Annotated in this window: 11 protein-coding genes; 2 read left to right on the forward strand and 9 right to left on the reverse strand. The window is 57.5% G+C overall.

Annotated features, from left to right (window positions below):
- Window positions 1-2: 2 nt before the first annotated feature.
- The 4 genes from dnaK to ACED88_RS03405 all read right to left on the reverse strand — a co-directional run bounded on the left by dnaK (window position 3) and on the right by ACED88_RS03405 (window position 4,229).
- Window positions 3-1,847: a molecular chaperone DnaK gene (gene dnaK / locus ACED88_RS03390; protein ID WP_449108703.1), complete on the reverse strand. Its 1,845-nt coding sequence runs from the start codon at window positions 1,845-1,847 to the stop codon at window positions 3-5.
- A 315-nt stretch (window positions 1,848-2,162) separates the two neighbouring features.
- Window positions 2,163-2,840 carry a hypothetical protein gene (locus tag ACED88_RS03395; protein ID WP_449108704.1) on the reverse strand — a complete coding sequence of 226 codons (678 nt, stop codon included), beginning with the start codon at window positions 2,838-2,840 and terminating at the stop codon, window positions 2,163-2,165.
- 103 nt (window positions 2,841-2,943) lie between these two features.
- On the reverse strand, window positions 2,944-3,804 hold the full coding sequence (locus ACED88_RS03400) for a hypothetical protein (RefSeq protein WP_449108705.1): 861 nt from the start codon (window positions 3,802-3,804) through the stop codon (window positions 2,944-2,946).
- Window positions 3,804-4,229 carry a hypothetical protein gene (locus ACED88_RS03405; RefSeq protein WP_449108706.1) on the reverse strand — a complete coding sequence of 142 codons (426 nt, stop codon included), beginning with the start codon at window positions 4,227-4,229 and terminating at the stop codon, window positions 3,804-3,806. Before ACED88_RS03405 ends, ACED88_RS03400 begins: the two co-directional genes overlap by 1 nt.
- A gap of 302 nt (window positions 4,230-4,531) precedes the next feature.
- On the opposite strand from ACED88_RS03405, the gene ACED88_RS03410 reads away from it, so the two are divergent.
- Window positions 4,532-5,005 (forward strand): low molecular weight protein-tyrosine-phosphatase, encoded by a 474-nt coding sequence (locus tag ACED88_RS03410; protein ID WP_377125903.1) that lies wholly within the window; start codon window positions 4,532-4,534, stop codon window positions 5,003-5,005.
- Between the two features lie 171 nt (window positions 5,006-5,176).
- Here ACED88_RS03410 and ACED88_RS03415 read toward each other — a convergent pair whose 3' ends face one another.
- Window positions 5,177-7,828: a DEAD/DEAH box helicase gene (locus ACED88_RS03415; protein WP_449108707.1), complete on the reverse strand. Its 2,652-nt coding sequence runs from the start codon at window positions 7,826-7,828 to the stop codon at window positions 5,177-5,179.
- Window positions 7,829-7,919: 91 nt separating this feature from the next.
- On the opposite strand from ACED88_RS03415, the gene ACED88_RS03420 reads away from it, so the two are divergent.
- A complete protein-coding gene (locus ACED88_RS03420; RefSeq protein ID WP_449108708.1) occupies window positions 7,920-8,555 on the forward strand; it encodes a hypothetical protein in 636 nt (211 codons plus the stop codon).
- Here ACED88_RS03420 and ACED88_RS03425 read toward each other — a convergent pair.
- Genes ACED88_RS03425 through ACED88_RS03440 form a run of 4 tightly spaced genes read right to left on the reverse strand, consistent with a single transcriptional unit; the run spans window position 8,524 to window position 16,190 of the window.
- Window positions 8,524-10,020 carry a hypothetical protein gene (locus ACED88_RS03425; RefSeq protein ID WP_431464440.1) on the reverse strand — a complete coding sequence of 499 codons (1,497 nt, stop codon included), beginning with the start codon at window positions 10,018-10,020 and terminating at the stop codon, window positions 8,524-8,526. The genes ACED88_RS03420 and ACED88_RS03425 overlap by 32 nt on opposite strands.
- On the reverse strand, window positions 10,013-12,127 hold the full coding sequence (brxL, locus tag ACED88_RS03430; RefSeq protein WP_449108709.1) for a BREX system Lon protease-like protein BrxL: 2,115 nt from the start codon (window positions 12,125-12,127) through the stop codon (window positions 10,013-10,015). The genes ACED88_RS03425 and brxL overlap by 8 nt, the downstream gene beginning before the upstream one ends.
- A 26-nt stretch (window positions 12,128-12,153) precedes the next feature.
- Window positions 12,154-14,661: a BREX-1 system phosphatase PglZ type A gene (pglZ, locus tag ACED88_RS03435; protein ID WP_449108710.1), complete on the reverse strand. Its 2,508-nt coding sequence runs from the start codon at window positions 14,659-14,661 to the stop codon at window positions 12,154-12,156.
- Window positions 14,662-14,663: 2 nt separating this feature from the next.
- Window positions 14,664-16,190: an ATP-binding protein gene (locus ACED88_RS03440; protein WP_449108711.1), complete on the reverse strand. Its 1,527-nt coding sequence runs from the start codon at window positions 16,188-16,190 to the stop codon at window positions 14,664-14,666.
- Between the last annotated feature and the right edge of the window lie 10 nt (window positions 16,191-16,200).

The raw sequence follows: 16,200 nt of genomic DNA on the forward strand, positions 1-16,200 counted from the left end.
GATTAGTTCTTCTTCTCGTCTTCTTCATCGATTACTTCGGCGTCAACGACGTCGTCGTCAGCCTTGGCGCCCTCACCAGCGGCGGCGTCTGCCTGGGCCTGGGCGTAGAGGGCTTCCCCCAGCTTGGTCTGGGAGGCCTGCAGCTTCTCGAAAGCGGCCTTGACGGCGTCGTCGTCTTCACCCTCGAGGGCAGCCTTCAGGGCGTCGACGTCGGCCTGAACCTCGGTCTTGACGTCCTCGGGCAGCTTCTCGTCGTTTTCCTTGATGAGCTTCTCGATGGAGTAGGCGGTGTTCTCAGCAGCGTTGCGGGTCTCGGCTGCCTCGCGGCGGGCCTTGTCCTGCTCGGCGTGGGCCTCGGCGTCCTTGACCATGCGGTCGATGTCTTCCTTGGAGAGGGAGGAGCCGCCGGTGATGGTCATGGACTGCTCGGTGCCGGTGCCCTTGTCCTTCGCGGAGACATGGACGATGCCGTTGGCGTCGATGTCGAAGGTAACTTCGATCTGGGGGACGCCGCGGGGTGCGGGTGCGATGCCGGTCAGTTCGAAGGTGCCCAGGTTCTTGTTGTCGCGGGTGAACTCACGCTCGCCCTGGAAGACCTGAATCGATACTGAGGGCTGGTTGTCTTCAGCGGTGGTGAAGGTTTCAGAACGCTTGGTGGGGATCGCGGTGTTGCGCTCGATCAGCTTGGTCATCACGCCGCCCTTGGTCTCGATACCGAGGGAGAGGGGGGTGACGTCGATGAGCAGGACGTCCTTGCGCTCACCCTTCAGCACGCCTGCCTGCAGGGCTGCACCCATAGCAACAACCTCGTCGGGGTTGACGCCCTTGTTGGGTTCGCGGCCACCGGAGAGTTCCTTGACGACCTCGGTGACGGCGGGCATACGGGTGGAGCCACCGACCAGCACGATGTGGGCGATGTCGGAGACCTTGACGCCTGCTTCAGCAATGACGTCGTTGAAGGGCTTCTTGGTGCGCTCGATCAGGTCTGCGGTCATGTCCTGGAACTTGGCGCGGGTCAGCTTTTCATCCAGGTGGATGGGGCCCTCGGGGGTGACGGACAGGTACTGCAGGGAGATGTTGGTGGAGGTTGCTGAAGACAGTTCCTTCTTGGCCTGTTCTGCTGCTTCACGCAGACGCTGCAGGGCGATCTTGTCCTTGGAGAGGTCAGCGCCGGTCTTGGACTTGACCTGCTCCAGCAGGAAGTCGACGATGCGCTGGTCCCAGTCGTCGCCGCCCAGGCGGTTATCGCCGGAGGTTGCGCGGACCTGGATGGTGGAGAAGCCGTCTTCGTCCTTGCCAACTTCGAGCAGGGAGACGTCGAAGGTGCCGCCGCCGAGGTCGAAGACCAGGATCAGTTCGTCTTCGTTACCCTTGTCGAGGCCGTAGGCCAGGGCTGCTGCGGTGGGCTCGTTGACGATACGCAGGACATTGAGGCCCGCGATTTCGCCGGCTTCCTTGGTGGCCTGACGCTCGGCGTCGTTGAAGTAGGCGGGGACGGTGATGACGGCGTCGGTGACCTTGTCGTTCAGGTAGGCTTCAGCGTCACCCTTGAGCTTCATGAGGGTGCGGGCTGAGATTTCCTGGGCGGTGTACTTCTTGCCGTCGATGTCGGTGGTCCAGTTGGTGCCCATGTGGCGCTTGACGGAAGCGATGGTGCGGTCAACGTTGGTGACCGCCTGACGCTTTGCAACGTCGCCGACCAGAACTTCGCCATCCTTTGAGAAAGCTACGACGGAGGGGGTGGTGCGGGCGCCTTCTGCGTTTGCAATGACGGTGGGCTCGCCACCTTCGAGGACTGATACAACTGAGTTGGTAGTACCGAGGTCAATACCTACTGCACGTGACATGTTTACTCCTTATGGTTTGGTTATCTGTACATCTTTCAAACAAGTTGAGTCGCATGGGCTCAACTCGTTTGTCTTGATATCTAGTTTGCCACGTTTTGAGCAGAAGTCAACAGAGTTGAGTCAAAAAGACTCAACTTTTTTGCGCAGTCAGAGTTTAAGCTAGTGGGGAGTAGACGGACGCCCACCCCGCCCTTGCAAGGCAAAGGCGGGTGGCGGCGTCCGCACCTTTTAAAATCCTGAAAGTGAACACAAAAAAAGTCGGCACCCCGCAACAAGGGGGTACCGACAGATCTGATACTTCGGAGACTCTACGTCTTAGTTGAGCACAGCTTCCTTACCGTTGAAGGTATCAAGCAGGCTGGCCTTAAGGCTCTCTTCAGCGTTCACACCTACAGCCATCCAGTTCTCTCCATAGGTAACCCAAGAACCTTCAAAGTCAGACTGAGAAAATTCGGCAACCTGATTCTCATTAACGGAAGCACCGTTGACATAGAACCCCATAATGAGGGGTGAAGAATCATCAACGGCCATCATGCCTTCAAAGCTACTCAAATCATCCGGGGAGCAAATATAAATATTGATATCCTCGGGAGCAACACCCAAATCGCTAGCACCCTGCTGCTTGGACTCTTCAAGAGCTGACTCCAAGATGGTGTCACCGCTATCAGCACAGACAGAGGCGGCAGAGCCTGCTGTGGCTTCCTGCATCCCTTCCTTAAACTTGTCGTAGCTGGAGACCTTACTCGACCCACCAAACGCGCCAGTCAGGAAGATTCCAGCCAGAATAGCTATGGCAATACCGATAGCCATCAGGCCGCCGATGAGCAGACCCATATTTCTCTTTTTCGGGTCAGCAGAAGGCTGAGGCATAGGGCCGCCGATAAGGGTATCGGGTGCCTGGGTGCCGGGCGCAGGCTGCGGGACGCCCTGGGCGGACGCCGCCTGACCGGCACCAGGAAGGTTGGGCTCAGGGTTTGTAGGCTGCTGAGTCATGGCAATCTCATCCTTCATACAGATAGTGTGTGTCCTAGCCAACTTTACCGGCGAAAATGGTCAGCTTGATTATATTTCGCGCGGTGTCTACGTTTTCCCTGTACTATCTCTGGGCTTCTTTGCCGTCAGTTTCGAGCTCGGCCCTCCTGCGCTTAGATTTTTTCCCATTACGTACAGCCAGAATTGCAGCGACTACTCCGATGACAAGAGGGACCCAGGCTTTGGAGTATTCCATGAGAAAAAGCAGCCAGTCCGGCGGAGTAATGGTAGGCCAGGGGACGCGCCAGGAAGGAACGGGCAGACTTATCTGGGGTGGGGCAGGCAGGGAAAGAGTAAATTCTGGAACAGGCAGGGCTATCTGGGGCGCATTTATATCGGGAAGACGTTCGACTAGCCACTGCACTACCCTACCCAGCACAGGCATAAGCACCAGCATGGCGAGAAACCAGGCAGAGCGGCCCAGACCGAACAGCAAGGGCAACACAAACCGTCGAGAAGGGCTTCTTTCAAGCGCCTCACGGTAGGCTTCTGACCGGCTACCGGCTGGCACGTCGAGCTCGACATATTCCTTAGCTGTCCCATGTTTATAGGCCACGACCAGCAGCTCATCCAGAAAGTTTGTGGTGAGTTTGAGCTGAGGCTCTGTGGAAACAGTGGTCTTAGCCCGGGAGAACTTTCCGTCTAGAAGGTTCTTCTTGAGTGCAATGCTGGTAGGAGTATGGTCATACCGGCCCACTACTTCACCGTCAACGAGCACCCTCACCCGTTGCTTAGGCCGATCGATACGTTCGGCGATACGTTCACGGATCTTCGCCCCTACCGGAGACTCGTTAAAGGCGTGCAGTGACTTCTCGTCTGGTTTTTTGATAGGCCAGTCCGGGTCGATCTCGATGAATTCGGCATCAGATCCACGCTCCAGAAGCAGGTGCCCTACCACAGGGTGGTGCAGTTCCCAGCGGAGCATTAGTCTTCTCCCCCAGCATCTTCTTTACCCTCGGAACGTGCGCCCCACTCGTCCGTAAATTTTTTGTGCCAGGGGCTGACAGACACGATATAGATGATGACTACCGCCCAAACGTACCAGCCCGCTCCGTCCGGATAAAAAAGCCTGGAAGCCAGCCACATACAGGCTGCGGCCAACAGGCAGAAAGTGAGATTAGGTCGGTAGGTTGCCGCATCGTAGGCAGCAAGAATCGCAAGGACGAGTGGGGTGCCGACCAGAATCGAAGTAATCACCACTTGCTCAGGCGCAGTCAGCGCTAGAACCCAGGGCGCAAGAATGAAAATGAGCGGTAGAGCGGCAAGAGCTAGGCGGTTACCCCCGCTGCGGCGAGGTTTAGGGGTCTGTTCCTCAGGGCGGTCGTCGTTGACTGTTGTGCTGGTACTCATGTCACCCATTGTAGGCAGTACGCAAAAGCCCCGCAGGTGTGTGGCCTGCGGGGCTTTTGTCATCTCGAAAGAACTCAAGAAACTGAGTGTCTGGTGCTGCTCTTCTCAGTTCACTGCTGTATGAACCGGGCAAACCTTCTTGCCTAAGAGCCACCATCAAGTGTGTGTACCTGTAAGACTATACACAGGTTGCCCTTATTTTTCCGCCTTAGAGCGAACTTTTTACCACTTTTTATTCAGCTTCTCTGCCCGCCCACCTTTCCCGAAAGCTTCATGGGAACATAGTGAGCATGTATCGAATCATGACTGTATGCACCGGAAATATCTGCCGCTCCCCCATGGGCGAGTACCTCATCAAGCAGGCTGCCGCCCAAGCCGGGCTCGCTGTAGAGGTCGCCTCCAGCGGCATTTCCAATGAGGAAGAGGGCAATCCCATCGATCGTCGAGCCAAGAAGGTGCTCGATGAGCTCAACATCAATACCGGCTCCCACCGAGCCCAGCAGTTCACCCGGGCCGATTTTGACCGCTACGACCTGCTTCTAGCCATGGACACCAACCATTACCGGGCGCTTAAGCGTATGGCCCCTAACGACGAGGCAGCGGCCAAGGTTAGGCTCATGCGCGAGTTCGACCCGGCTGTCGCAGACCAGCCCCTTGACCGGCTGGGCATCTACGACCCCTGGTACGGCGATATGAGCGACTTCTACGAGACCTTCCAGATGATTCGGGACGCCGTGCCCGGAGTCATCGAGCAGATCCAGACCCACAGCAGTTAGCCTGGGCCGGGTAAGCGGGCAGGGGCGCCCCTGAGAGCTGACGTGGATCGGGGCTGGCGGTGAACCGTGAGGAGCCCCCGGGCGACGAACGAGAGCGGTTGTCAGCGCAAGGGGCGCCCTGGCCGCGTCCGCCCAGCGAGCGCGAACCCTGCGTGCTTTTCCTCCTGTTCCCTAACCCTCAGCCGTCCCCTCGCTATCAGCCACGGGTGCGGCGGTGTCCAGGCCGAGGCGGGCGCGTTCGTCCGCGATGATTTGGGCGGCCATCTTGGAGTCGGAGATGTCGACGGCTTCGGCGGCGCCGTCCTTGGTGGCGGAGAGGCGGGCGTATTCGTCGAAGAGTTGGGATTTAAGGCCGAGGAGTTCGATCATGCGTTCGTCGACGGTGTTGGCGCCGAGGAGGCGGTAGACGTCGACGGCGTGGGTTTGGCCCATGCGGTGGGCGCGGGCGATGGCTTGGGCTTCGATGGTGGGTTTGAACTGGGGTTCGGCGAGGATGACGATGGAGGCTGATTGGATGTTGAGTCCGGCGCCTGCTGCGGTGATTTGGGCGAGTAGGACGGAGCCGGGGGCGGCGTCCTTGAGCCTATCGACGGCGGCTTGGCGTTCGGCCGGGGGCATGGCGCCGGTGATGGTTCCGATGGTTTTAGTGCCGAGGGCGGTTTCGAGGCGGGTGAGGACGGAGAGGAAGAAGGAGAAGACGAGGACTTGGCGGCCTGCGTTGGTGGCTTCTTCGACGATTTCGAGCAGGCGGGTGAGTTTGGCGGAGTCCTCGGCTGCCCAGGCGGCGCGGCGCATGAGGGCGAAGTTGCCTTCGGCGACGGCGGACCGGTAGGCGTCTGCGTCTGCTGGGGTGAGTTCGAGCCAGTCGCGGTGTTCGGTCATGTCGGGTAGTTCGGAGAGTACGTCTTTTTGGTTGCGGCGTAGGTAGGCGGGGGCTATGCGGGCGCGGAATTCGCTGGCGAGTAGGTTTTCGGCCCCGCCGCCGGCGACGAGGTCGGGTTGTAGGTAGTCGACGAGGGTGACGAATTCTGAGACGCGGTTTTCCATGGGGGTGCCGGAGAGTAGGACGGCGTAGTCGGCGGCTCTCACGAGGTCGGCGACTTTTTGGGAGCGTTGGGCGCTCTTGTTTTTGATGAGGTGGGCTTCGTCGGCGATGACGGCGTCGGCGCGCCAGGTGGCGTCGGAGTAGAGGCGGGCCCCGTCGTAGGTGGTGATGAGTAGGCCGCCGTCGGCTTTCCAGGTGGTGAGGGCGGTGTCGCGGGCGTCCCCGTGGGCTAGGTGGGTGGGGATTGTGGTGAATTTTTCGGTTTCGCGCTGCCAGTTGATGACCAGGGAGGCCGGGCAGACGACGATGAAGTGGGTTTTGCCGGTGTTGGTGAGGTGGGTGAGGGCGGCGAGGGTTTGCATGGTTTTGCCCAGGCCCATTTCGTCGCCGAGGATTACTTTTTTCTGGGTGAGCATGAATTTGGCGCCGTAGGTTTGGTAGCCGCGCAGGGTGGCTGAGAGGCCGGTGAGGTTGAGGGGGTATTTGCGGATCCGCTCGAAGATTTCAGCCGGCAGGTAGGCGTCGCCGAGGGTTTCTTTGCCCAGGTAGTGGGCGAGCAGGGCCTGGTGGGTGGCTGGGTCGGCCAGGTAGCCGGCCCAGGCAGCGTCGGCGGTGAGCCAGGTGGCTGGGGGTACGGTGAGCGGAGCGAGGTCCCGGCAGCGGGCAAGGTCGGTGCGGAGCTGGTTGAGGTCGGTCAGGTCGTCGCCGACGGCCACAAAGAGGGGGCCGGACGCCGGGGTCGGCTGGGTGAGCAGGGGCGTGTAGGAGGCCAGGCGGTCGAGGAGGTCGGAGTCGCCGAGGGCGGCGTCGATGGTGCGCAGGCGGTCAAGGCCGATGAGGATTCGTTCGGCGGCGGGGGTGCGGGTTTCGCCCAGGTTCTCTTTTTCTTGGCCTGCTGCTTCGTCGAGTAGGCGGGTGGCAGCGGCGTAAATCTGGTTGGCGGTGGTTTCACCAATACCGGGTATGCGGGTGAGGGCGGCGGCGCTGCCCTGGGCGAGGACGTCGGCGACGGTAGCTAAGCCAGCGTCTACCAGGGGCGCGGTGCGGACGGTGCCGCTGGTCAGATCACGCAGTTTTTCGACGGGAACGTTCTTGAGGGTGAGGGTGGCCCGTTCTGCTTTGAGGGCCTGCATGTCACCGCTCATACCGGTGAGCAGCTGGGCACGTTCGGGGGTGTTGAGGGCTCCCCATACCGACAGGAAGGCGGCGTGGTCTGCGGTGCTGACTTCTTCCCAGTGCGGGGCGGCCCAGTTTTCCCCGGCATAGCGGGCAAGGGCCGGGGCGGCGGCGTCCTTAATACCTAAGGTGTTGGCGGCGAAGGCCGCATCGGGGGTAAGGGTGGTGAGCTGGTCTGCTTGGGCAAAGAGCGGGGTGAGGCGGGTGAGGGCACCGGAGGCGGACGCCAGCCGCTCAGCAAGGGCTGCACTGGCAGCTTCTGCGGCGCGGCGCTTTTGGCCGCCAAAGAGTCGGCCCAGCAGGCCGCCGCTCCCGGCCTGGATGTCTGCCAGAAGGGCGGGAAGGTTGTCGCCCGCTGCGGCAAGGGTGCGCAGGTCATCGTGCAGGGCGGGGTTTTGGTTGCGCCAGAACTGCTGGGTGAGCCAGGTGGAAAGGTTCTCGATAGAAGCGGGCGCCAACGGGGCGAAGCGGTAGAGGGAGCCTGCGTAGCCCTCGGGCAGGTTGAAGCGCAGGGCGGTGGGGGCGGCTAGGGCCGCGAGGGTGGCTTGGCTGCGCTGGCTGGCGTGGAGCAGGGCTGTGCCCTGGGCTTCTTCGGTGCTCATGTGTTCCCCTGGTTGTCGGTGGAGCCGGTTGGCTTGTTTCTCATTATGGCCTAGCGGATCGCCCCGGTGCGGTAGCCTGAGGGCAGTAGTTATGGCAAAGGTGAAGGAGGCCGGGGTGCTTGAGCTAACGGGGCTAGATTCGCTCGGTGAGGTGGTGGTGCAGGCCCACCAGCAGGTGCCAGGTAGGCGGCCGCTGCTAGTGGCGATTGACGGACGCAGCGGGTCGGGTAAAACTACCCTGGCTGCTGAGCTGGCTACCTGGTTGAGCAAGCGGGGTATCGCGGCTGAGGTCTTTCATTTAGAAGGCCTCTACCAGGGCTGGAGCGGACTGGCCCAGGCTGCCCTGGTGTGGCAGCAGCTTGCCGAGGCCGTGGCGGACGGACGCGCCAGCTCCCCCGAGACTGCCCCGCACTGGTTTGGCTGGGATTGGGGTAGGTCTCAAACAACCGGCCCGCACCCCTTTACCGCTGCCCAGCAGGCGGCGGGCGGCGCGCTCATCGCTGAGGGGGTAGGAGCCCTGACCGGCACCCACGATGTGGGTGTTTTCGTGGAGCTTGATACCGCGCGCCGCAGGCAGCGGGCCCTAGCCCGGGACGGAGAAACCTACCGCCCCTACTGGGACATGTGGGCAGCCCAGGAGGTAACTCTCTTACAGGACTATGTCGGGGCGTACGAGAACACTGAGGTGTTTAAATTTATCGGCGAGTCCTCCCCAAGCGCAGGATAGAGAAGATTCCTCGAAGGCGGCCTTTTCGTCGTGCTAGGAGCCAGTTTGCTAGGCCTACAATAGCTCCCAGCAAGATACCTGACAGCAGGAACCAGAAAACGAAGACATGCCAGGAAACAAAAATCTGCTGCTGAGCAACCTTATCCACGAAATCGAACCCATCGTTAAGGAGGGGCAGGGGAATCACGAGGGCACCGACGATAGCAAGAATCAACGCGATACGGTCTTGGCTTTCGAGGGCAGCTTCCTGCTGATCGCGAGTTGCGATGTTCATGATGGTTGCCGCGTGTTCTTTCATCACACCGTACCGCTTGTAAAACTCAATAGCCTCCTTGTATTCCCGAAGGACCTCCATTGTCTTACCTGTATTGGCCGATGCATCGTCCATCCAGTAGCGTACAGAATCAACTTCAATTTCTCGGTAGAGAGCCAAAACCTGATCTGAGGTTTTACCGAGATTATTTGAATGGGCAGCCCCTGCCATAGCCTCAACGAGGCGCAGCTCAGAACGGCGAAGCATCTGATCCTGTAATCTGCCCAGGAGGAGGGCATCGAGGTACTCAGCTTCGAAGCTCACAATAAAGTTGTTGAAGCGCTTATTCTGTTGCTCCTTGATCGCGATGAACGTGGCGTAGTACCGGGCGAAGTATCCGTAGCCTATCCTATTGAAGGTAATAAACCGGCTTTCTTGTTCCTGGTCAAAGCGGTCCATATCTTCGGCTGCATGCTCAGGAGATAGGTTGGTTGAATACTCAACAAGCAAAGGCAGAACAGGTTCGTACTCTTTGAATTCTTCTGGGTAGGCTTTGCTAAGCTCTTCAATTTCTTCAGGAGTTTTTTGGAGCAGAATAGCTGTGTAGGTATTCGCCTCAGTATCATCTCGTAAGGTTTGCGCTGTCGGAAACTTGATGTTAAGTTCCGGTGCCTCTTGCTCGATGACTTCGTGAAGATACCGCCCTCGAACGCCTCGGTGTGTGCCCCGTCCGTAAGCTGAGGCAAAACTACGTATCACATCCTTAACTTGTTTCTCAGTCTCAGCTGCCACATCGCATACAAGCGCTACCTGGGCAAGTGCTAGGTCATCCGTTACTCTGTCAGCCAGCAAAATCTCTAGCCGTCGGATGGAGAATTCTGTTACCTGAGGGAAGTTAGGCACTAGTTCCCCGTCTACTCGGCGGGTTTTCCTCTCAACGTAGGGCATCAGATCAATCTGCTGTACGCTGTGGAATCTGACGGGCATATCGGTAAGGCTTTGAGACCCCTCAAGGTCTCCATAGAGGAAGGACGACATGGTGGCGGGGAAGTAGTTTGCCCGCCACCTGCCATCTGAGTAGAGTTGGCTTCCATCTCGACGGGTTCCGCTGGGTATAGGGTAGGTTCCTGTTTCCCAGGCTGATCCTGAAGAGGAAATGAGTTCTGGGTGGACACGAACGTCGCAGATAAAAATTGCGGTTGCTTTAGGCATGAGGAACTGTATTTCCTTCAGCTTCAAACGTGTAGTTCAGAACTAGCCGTTTGGTTTTTCGAAACTGTTGGTAGTTGAATTCCAGGGAAAACGATCCCATTGCAGGTCTTTGGAACATATCTAGTCCGATACCTAAATCGATAATCCATCCATTGTTACATTTGATGGATCGATCATGAGCATCGGGGTCATAGGTATAGATGAAGGTGATGCCGTGGGGTTGAACCTGGTTTTTTATTTCTTCGAACATTTCTTCTTGTTCTTGAGTAAAAGCCCCGTATTCATCAGACCCAGAGCGTAACGTAAAAACAATTTCACTTTCAGGGGCTTTTACAGAGTGGACAACTGCTAGGAGATCCAGTAGGTTGCGTCCTTGGTAGTAACGGCGGATGTAGGCGTCTTCTAGTTGAATGAGGGTGGCACCCCGCAGGTAGTCAGCAAAAAGCGCCTGGTAGGTAATTCCTGTCTGATTTTCACGGATTTCAAGACGCTTTTCTTGAGGTCCGCTCTTGCCATCTGAATGAGTAGATGCGGGGATCTCAGGTGACGGTGCAGAGGCTACCTGGAGGTGATCACCCGCTGCCTCATCAAGGCTAGGTAACATTTGGTCTTCTTGGTCCTGTACGCTTTCCCGCCAGTAGAGGTGAGGGTATTCAACCTCTTCGAGGGTCTGGACGGTGCGTTCTTCTCCGCTTGCTTTTTCACGGTAGGCAAAGCGGGGCTGGGTCATGGTGGAGTCAATCCGGCACAGCTGGTCCTTGACTCGCTTTCGGCCCTCGATGGCGAAGGTGAAAAGTTCTTCGGCCTGTTCTGACGTAAAAATCTCGTGGGGGTATATGAGCTTGAGCAGACCTGAAAAGGTCTTGTTGATTCCGTCCCGGTCTCGTTTGGAGAGGCTGTTGTCGAGTTCAAAGTAGGTTGTGGCGTGCTGGGAGTAGTCGAGGTTTCGCATATGGCGCAGGCCTTCTGCCAGATAGTCCACAACGAAGCCGAACCCCTGGGTGAACATTTCGTTGCGCACGGTTTCAACTTCCCAGCCAGGAATGTAGGTGTGGAAACGGTCGATAAAGGCTGGGTCGTGGTAGTTGGCGGGGAGTTCTGAGAAGAGGTCTGAGTGCTTGAGCATATGGGGAACGTTATGGGCAGTGTTCCCTACAAAAGCGAAGGAGGCTTCGGCGCTTTGTACGTCGCTGCCTCGGGAGAAGCTCTTGTTGGCCATGTAGTTCTTCATAATGTCAACGAGTTCCCGCTGGGGGCGTTTGGTGCGCCCGGCGAACTCGTCAAAGGCTACGACGTCCCAGTAGCCCACGAGGCCTATGCGGCCGGTTGTGTTGTTGATGAAGAGCTTTGGCACGGTAACGTCTCCACCGGAGATCACGATTCCGTGGGGGGAGAACTCTGAGTAGACGTGGGTCTTGCCGGTTCCTTTAGGGCCAAGTTCTATCAGGTTGTAGTTGCGCTCTACGAAGGGGATGAGCCGGGTGAGCTGGAAGAGTTTCTGGCGGGTTCCAAAGAATTCTGGGTTGAGGCCAATGGACTGCATCAGCACGTCAATCCATTCTTCGGTCGTGAACTCTGCCCGGTGTTTGGTGAACTCTTCAAAGTTGAAGCCTGAGTGCTGTACGGGTTTGAGGCTGTCAATGCTCCAGGGGCTGACGCCCTTTTCGGTGGTCCCGTTGTAGCTCACCCGGGGCAGGCACCAGACGCCGGTGGTCAGGAGTTTTGGGTTTGCGCGAACGGTGGCGGGGTCGATGATGACCTCTGATATTCCTAAATTGTTGAAACTTGCTTCGTAGCGGTCGTCCTTGTCGTTGAAGATGACGTGGATACGGTCGATGAGAAGTTTGGGACCTTTTTCTCGGATGGTTGATTTGATGAGTTCTGCCTGGTTCCGTTGAACAAAGTTGTTCTGCATGATGAGCTTGACTCGTTCAATGCCCTCAGCGATTTGGGTTTCGTCGTGGGAGGTGGCGTATTGGCCCAGAAGGTATTCAAGGACGTAGGTAGGTACGGGGGCGTTGCTTTTGATGTGGGCTGAGAGGTCTTTACGAACTACATTGCCGGTGAATTCAGCAATAATTTTTTCATCGAGCGGTGTGTAAGCCATGGTGTGTGTTCTTTCCTTGCTGTGGCCTAGTTGAAGAAGTCGTCGATTTGGGTGTTGCCGCGTTTTATTTCGATACTTGTTTTGTCGTAATGCTGCCAGGTATCGGTAGTGGTGTTGTAGTTCTCTAGCCTGATGTCTGCGGGTCCTGCAGGGAGGCCGTCAGCTGCGCGGGTTAGTTCCAGGGTGAGTTTGATTTGTCTATCACTGGGCATTTCAGAGGTGAAGTGAAAGGTTGCTTCAGGTTGGTCTGAGATGAGCTTGTCAGCGTGGTAGATTCCTGCTCTGAGTTTGAGGGGTTTCAGCTCTCCTACAGGTTCCTGTTGGAGGAGTTTGATGGTGAGCAGGTTGGTGGTCATTCGTTGGGGCACCTCTGCGAAGCCTACCCTGACGGTCTGGGCGGTGTTCTTCTTCTTGGTGACGCGAACATTGATCACGGGTACTGTCAGTTCTTGGAGGGAGGCTCCGCCGTGAACGTATTTGAAGCCTGATCCCTTCTTTTTTAGTCTTTGAATGGATCGGGGGATGAGAATCTCGGTATCACCGGTCAGGCCTAGCTCTTCTGAGGTGAAGTGGTGGAAGGCGTCGCTAGGGCTCAGACCCGTTCCCAGCACAAAGCGGCGGTCGGTAAAGCCCAGTGAGTCGCCGTGGGCTTTTTCACTGAGGTAGCTTACCTGGTTACCTTCTTCGTCTTGGTAGATAAAGCCGTGGTCGGCTGTGATGAGGATGCGGGTGACGGACCGGTGGAGCTTTTTGATGAGGACCTTGATCTCCTTCTTTGCTTGTTCTGCTGCGGTGAAGGTTTCGTTCTCGGTTGCTCGTTTATCTCCGATATTGTCGATGGTGTTGTGGTAGATGTAGATAAATTTGTGGTCTTTGAATTTTTCCTGGATTTCAGTTTGGCTCAGGGAGACGATGTCCTGATACTGCACAGCAAGACCTTCATTGTGCCGCAGGATTTTGTCCCGGTTTTCTGTGCCGCTGGTCAAGTTACCGCCCGCCGAAACGGTGCAGCTGGATGGGTGGATTGTCAGCGGGGCAGGTGGGAGCAGGGAGGCCATTCCTAACTGGGTGTAGCTGGGTAGAACGCCGAGCATGGCGCTGATTGTTGTGTCATATTTTTTGTTGTGGGCTAGTTTTCGTTCTAGTTCTTGGGCTACTTCGTATCGAAGCCCGTCTGAGATGATGACGCAGGTGCGGGCTTTTTCGGTTTCGCGTTGGACGTGCTCGGTATAGAAGTTTTCTTGCAGGTTGCTGGTGGGGAAGGTTTGCCTCCACCCGGGGGTTGTGTCGATGAGTTCAGACCACCGGTTTCCCAGGGGCAGGAGGTAGTTGTTGGTGTAGGCCTGGTTAATCTGCTGGGTCAGGGCCTTGAACATTGAGTTTCCGTGGTCCTGGTTGCTCCGTTTCTGGGCCAGGTGGTAGGTACGGTAGAGCTGGTCGATGGTGTACCAGGTAGTGATGTAGGTTTGAAAGGTTTCGTTGAGGTTACCGCTTCCCAGCTCGAACTGCTTGATTGTTTCGAGGAATTGTGCACCGGCGCGGAGGGCCCGGTAGGAGTTTTCGTATTTCGGGTACCAGAGCACTGAGTTTTGCTCGCGCTGGGTCACCATGTCGCTGATTTCTTGCGCTGAGTAGCGGGAGTTGGAAACAGCTTGAGCTAGGTGTAGGAGGATGAGCTGTTCAGTTTCCTCGAAGAGGATGCTGGCTAGTAGGTTATCCAGGGTATCGTCCTGATGGGCCTGGCGATAGTTGGTGTTCTCTGCAACGATGCGGGCGATGGCGAAGGCGTCTTGGCGGGTGGGGTAGCTGTCGCGGAAGGCCTTGTAGTCGATTCGGATATTGCGGTATTCGGGGGCGGTGCTGTTGAGCACTTCATCGCGGTAGGCCCAGATGAGGAAGGCGCCGAAATTTTCGGTTGCTTCCTCTGGGTAAGCGTAGATTGCCCGTACTCCCTGCCAGAAGAATTCTTTGAGGTCGTAGGGGTCGAGCACATCTTCTGGTGCCGGGTTGCCATCAGCGTAGCTCACCAGGAGGGCGAAGAGGACTGCCTGCATGGAGTGCTGGTCTTCGGGCAAACCCAGAATGCAGGCTGTCATTTTTGCTTTAAAGGTTGCTTCGTCTTCTTGATTGGTGAGGCGGTTCTTGAGTTGATCCAGCAGGGCGCTGTCGCTGAAGAAAGCGGGGTAGTGGGCAGCGAGGCTGGCTGCGAGCGGGGATCTGATATCGGCTGCATTGAGGGCGAGGGAGGCCCGGTCTGCGGTGAAGGTGCCGTAGGCTAGCTCAAGGTCGAGAAGCCAGTTGTCGGTATCTTGGGTGGCGGGCCCGGGTCGGTAGATGAGAAATTTCTGACCTTCGGGGGCTGTGAACACTGTGTGTTTGATACCGAATTCGTTGTTTTCAACGTGTAGTTTTTGGGTGTTTTCCGGTAGTTCTAGCTGGTTGAAGTCTTCGAGGAAGTCCTGGTCAGGGTCGTGCCAGATTACAATGCCCTGCTGGTCGAGTTTACGGCTAATGGCCTGAGTAATTTCTGACATTTTTATTTTCCTGTTTTTAGTAGTTGCCGGCCGCTAAAACTAAGCCTGTATTGCTGGTTCTTACTCTGGGGTTTGTCGGGGAGGGTGCGCTCGATCAAGTGGGCATTCAGCAGGGGGGTAAGATAGCTGCTGCTCAGGTGGCTAGTTGATTTGATACCGAGCCTCATCTGAATTTCTTGTCTTGTCTTGTTACCCCCTGCCAGGTATCTCAGAAGCGTCAGGTGGTTTGCCGAAAGCCTGATCCCCTCATATGCGGTATCCAACTCATCATATGCGGTTTCATGCTCATCATATGCGGCATCCAACTCATCATATGCGGTTTTTGAACCTTCATATGCGGTATCCGGCTCATCATAGGTGGTTGAGGTGCTGGGCGTTGAGGAGTGGTCTTCGATGTATACGGTGACCCGTACCCTGTCCACAATCTCTTCGATACGGGGTTCGGGTAGACCGGCCTCTGCGATATCTGCGAAAGCTCGCTTTAAACCTGTGCCCCACTGTTCCATGAGGTTGGCTTCTCTGAATATTTTGGCCAGGGAGGGGTTGCGAAGCTTGGAAACGTAGCGCATGGTCTCTATGGTCATGCCCGGCATGAGGGTGCCGGGGTTCTCAATTTCGATCCGGTCGTCGTAGAAGGCGAGGCGAATCGGGGTGCCTCTTTCGCCGTAGTTGGCGTGGGCTAGGGCGTTGACGACGAGCTCCCGGAGGGCTGTGACCGGCACGGAGTAGACGTCCTGACGTTTCACTCCCCCGAAGATAGCCCTGCGGTAGGCGTGCTTAAGGATAAAGTCCATGATGGGTTCCACAGCGGCTGGGATGTTGGTGTGAACATCGGTGTGGTCGCTGATGTGGAGCCGGTCGGTACCGCGAAAGCGGGCTAGTTGCACGTAGGCGGTGGGGAGGTAGGAGTCCGGGTGGGGATGGGCTGCCAGGATTCCGGCGTTAGTGGGAACCAGGGTGCCGAGATAGGCCACGGCCAGTCCTAGGTGGGTGAGGTGTTCCCGGCTGGTTGGCGTGTTCCGTAGCTGGGAGAGGGTCTCTAGGTCTAGTTCGTCGATGGAGGCAGCAGGGCAGGGCTCGTCTTCGAAGAAGCTCCCCCGGGCTAGCCGCTCTAGTTCTGCGACCATGGCGGTGTCTGCCCGGCGGGTTGAGCTTCCTAAGCGGACGTAGACGCCGTGGTCGAGGCCTTCTGCGCGTATGTAGTGGGGTTTTCGGGTGGCAGGTACGTCAACGATGAGCACGGTTTTCCCGGCTACAGTGGCTGCCATGATGTTGGGTAAGAGTTGAGGGGTGATGGTGTCGTTGATGAGGGAGGTGAGCCGTTCTTCTTCGGCGAGGGGGTCTTCGAGGCCGTTGACGGTGCGGTCGTCGTTGATTCCTACGATGAGCTGGCCACCGGCGGAGTTGGCGAAGGCCACGAGGGTACGCAGGGGCCCGGCGGGGTGGGTGAGGTCCCGCTTGTATTCCAGCGTTTTACCCTCGGGGCGTGTGAGTTTGCCGGTGTTGTCGGTGGTCAGCTCATCGAACACGGGTGGTTGC

The sequence above is a fragment of the Rothia sp. 11273D007AR genome, from assembly GCF_053547255.1.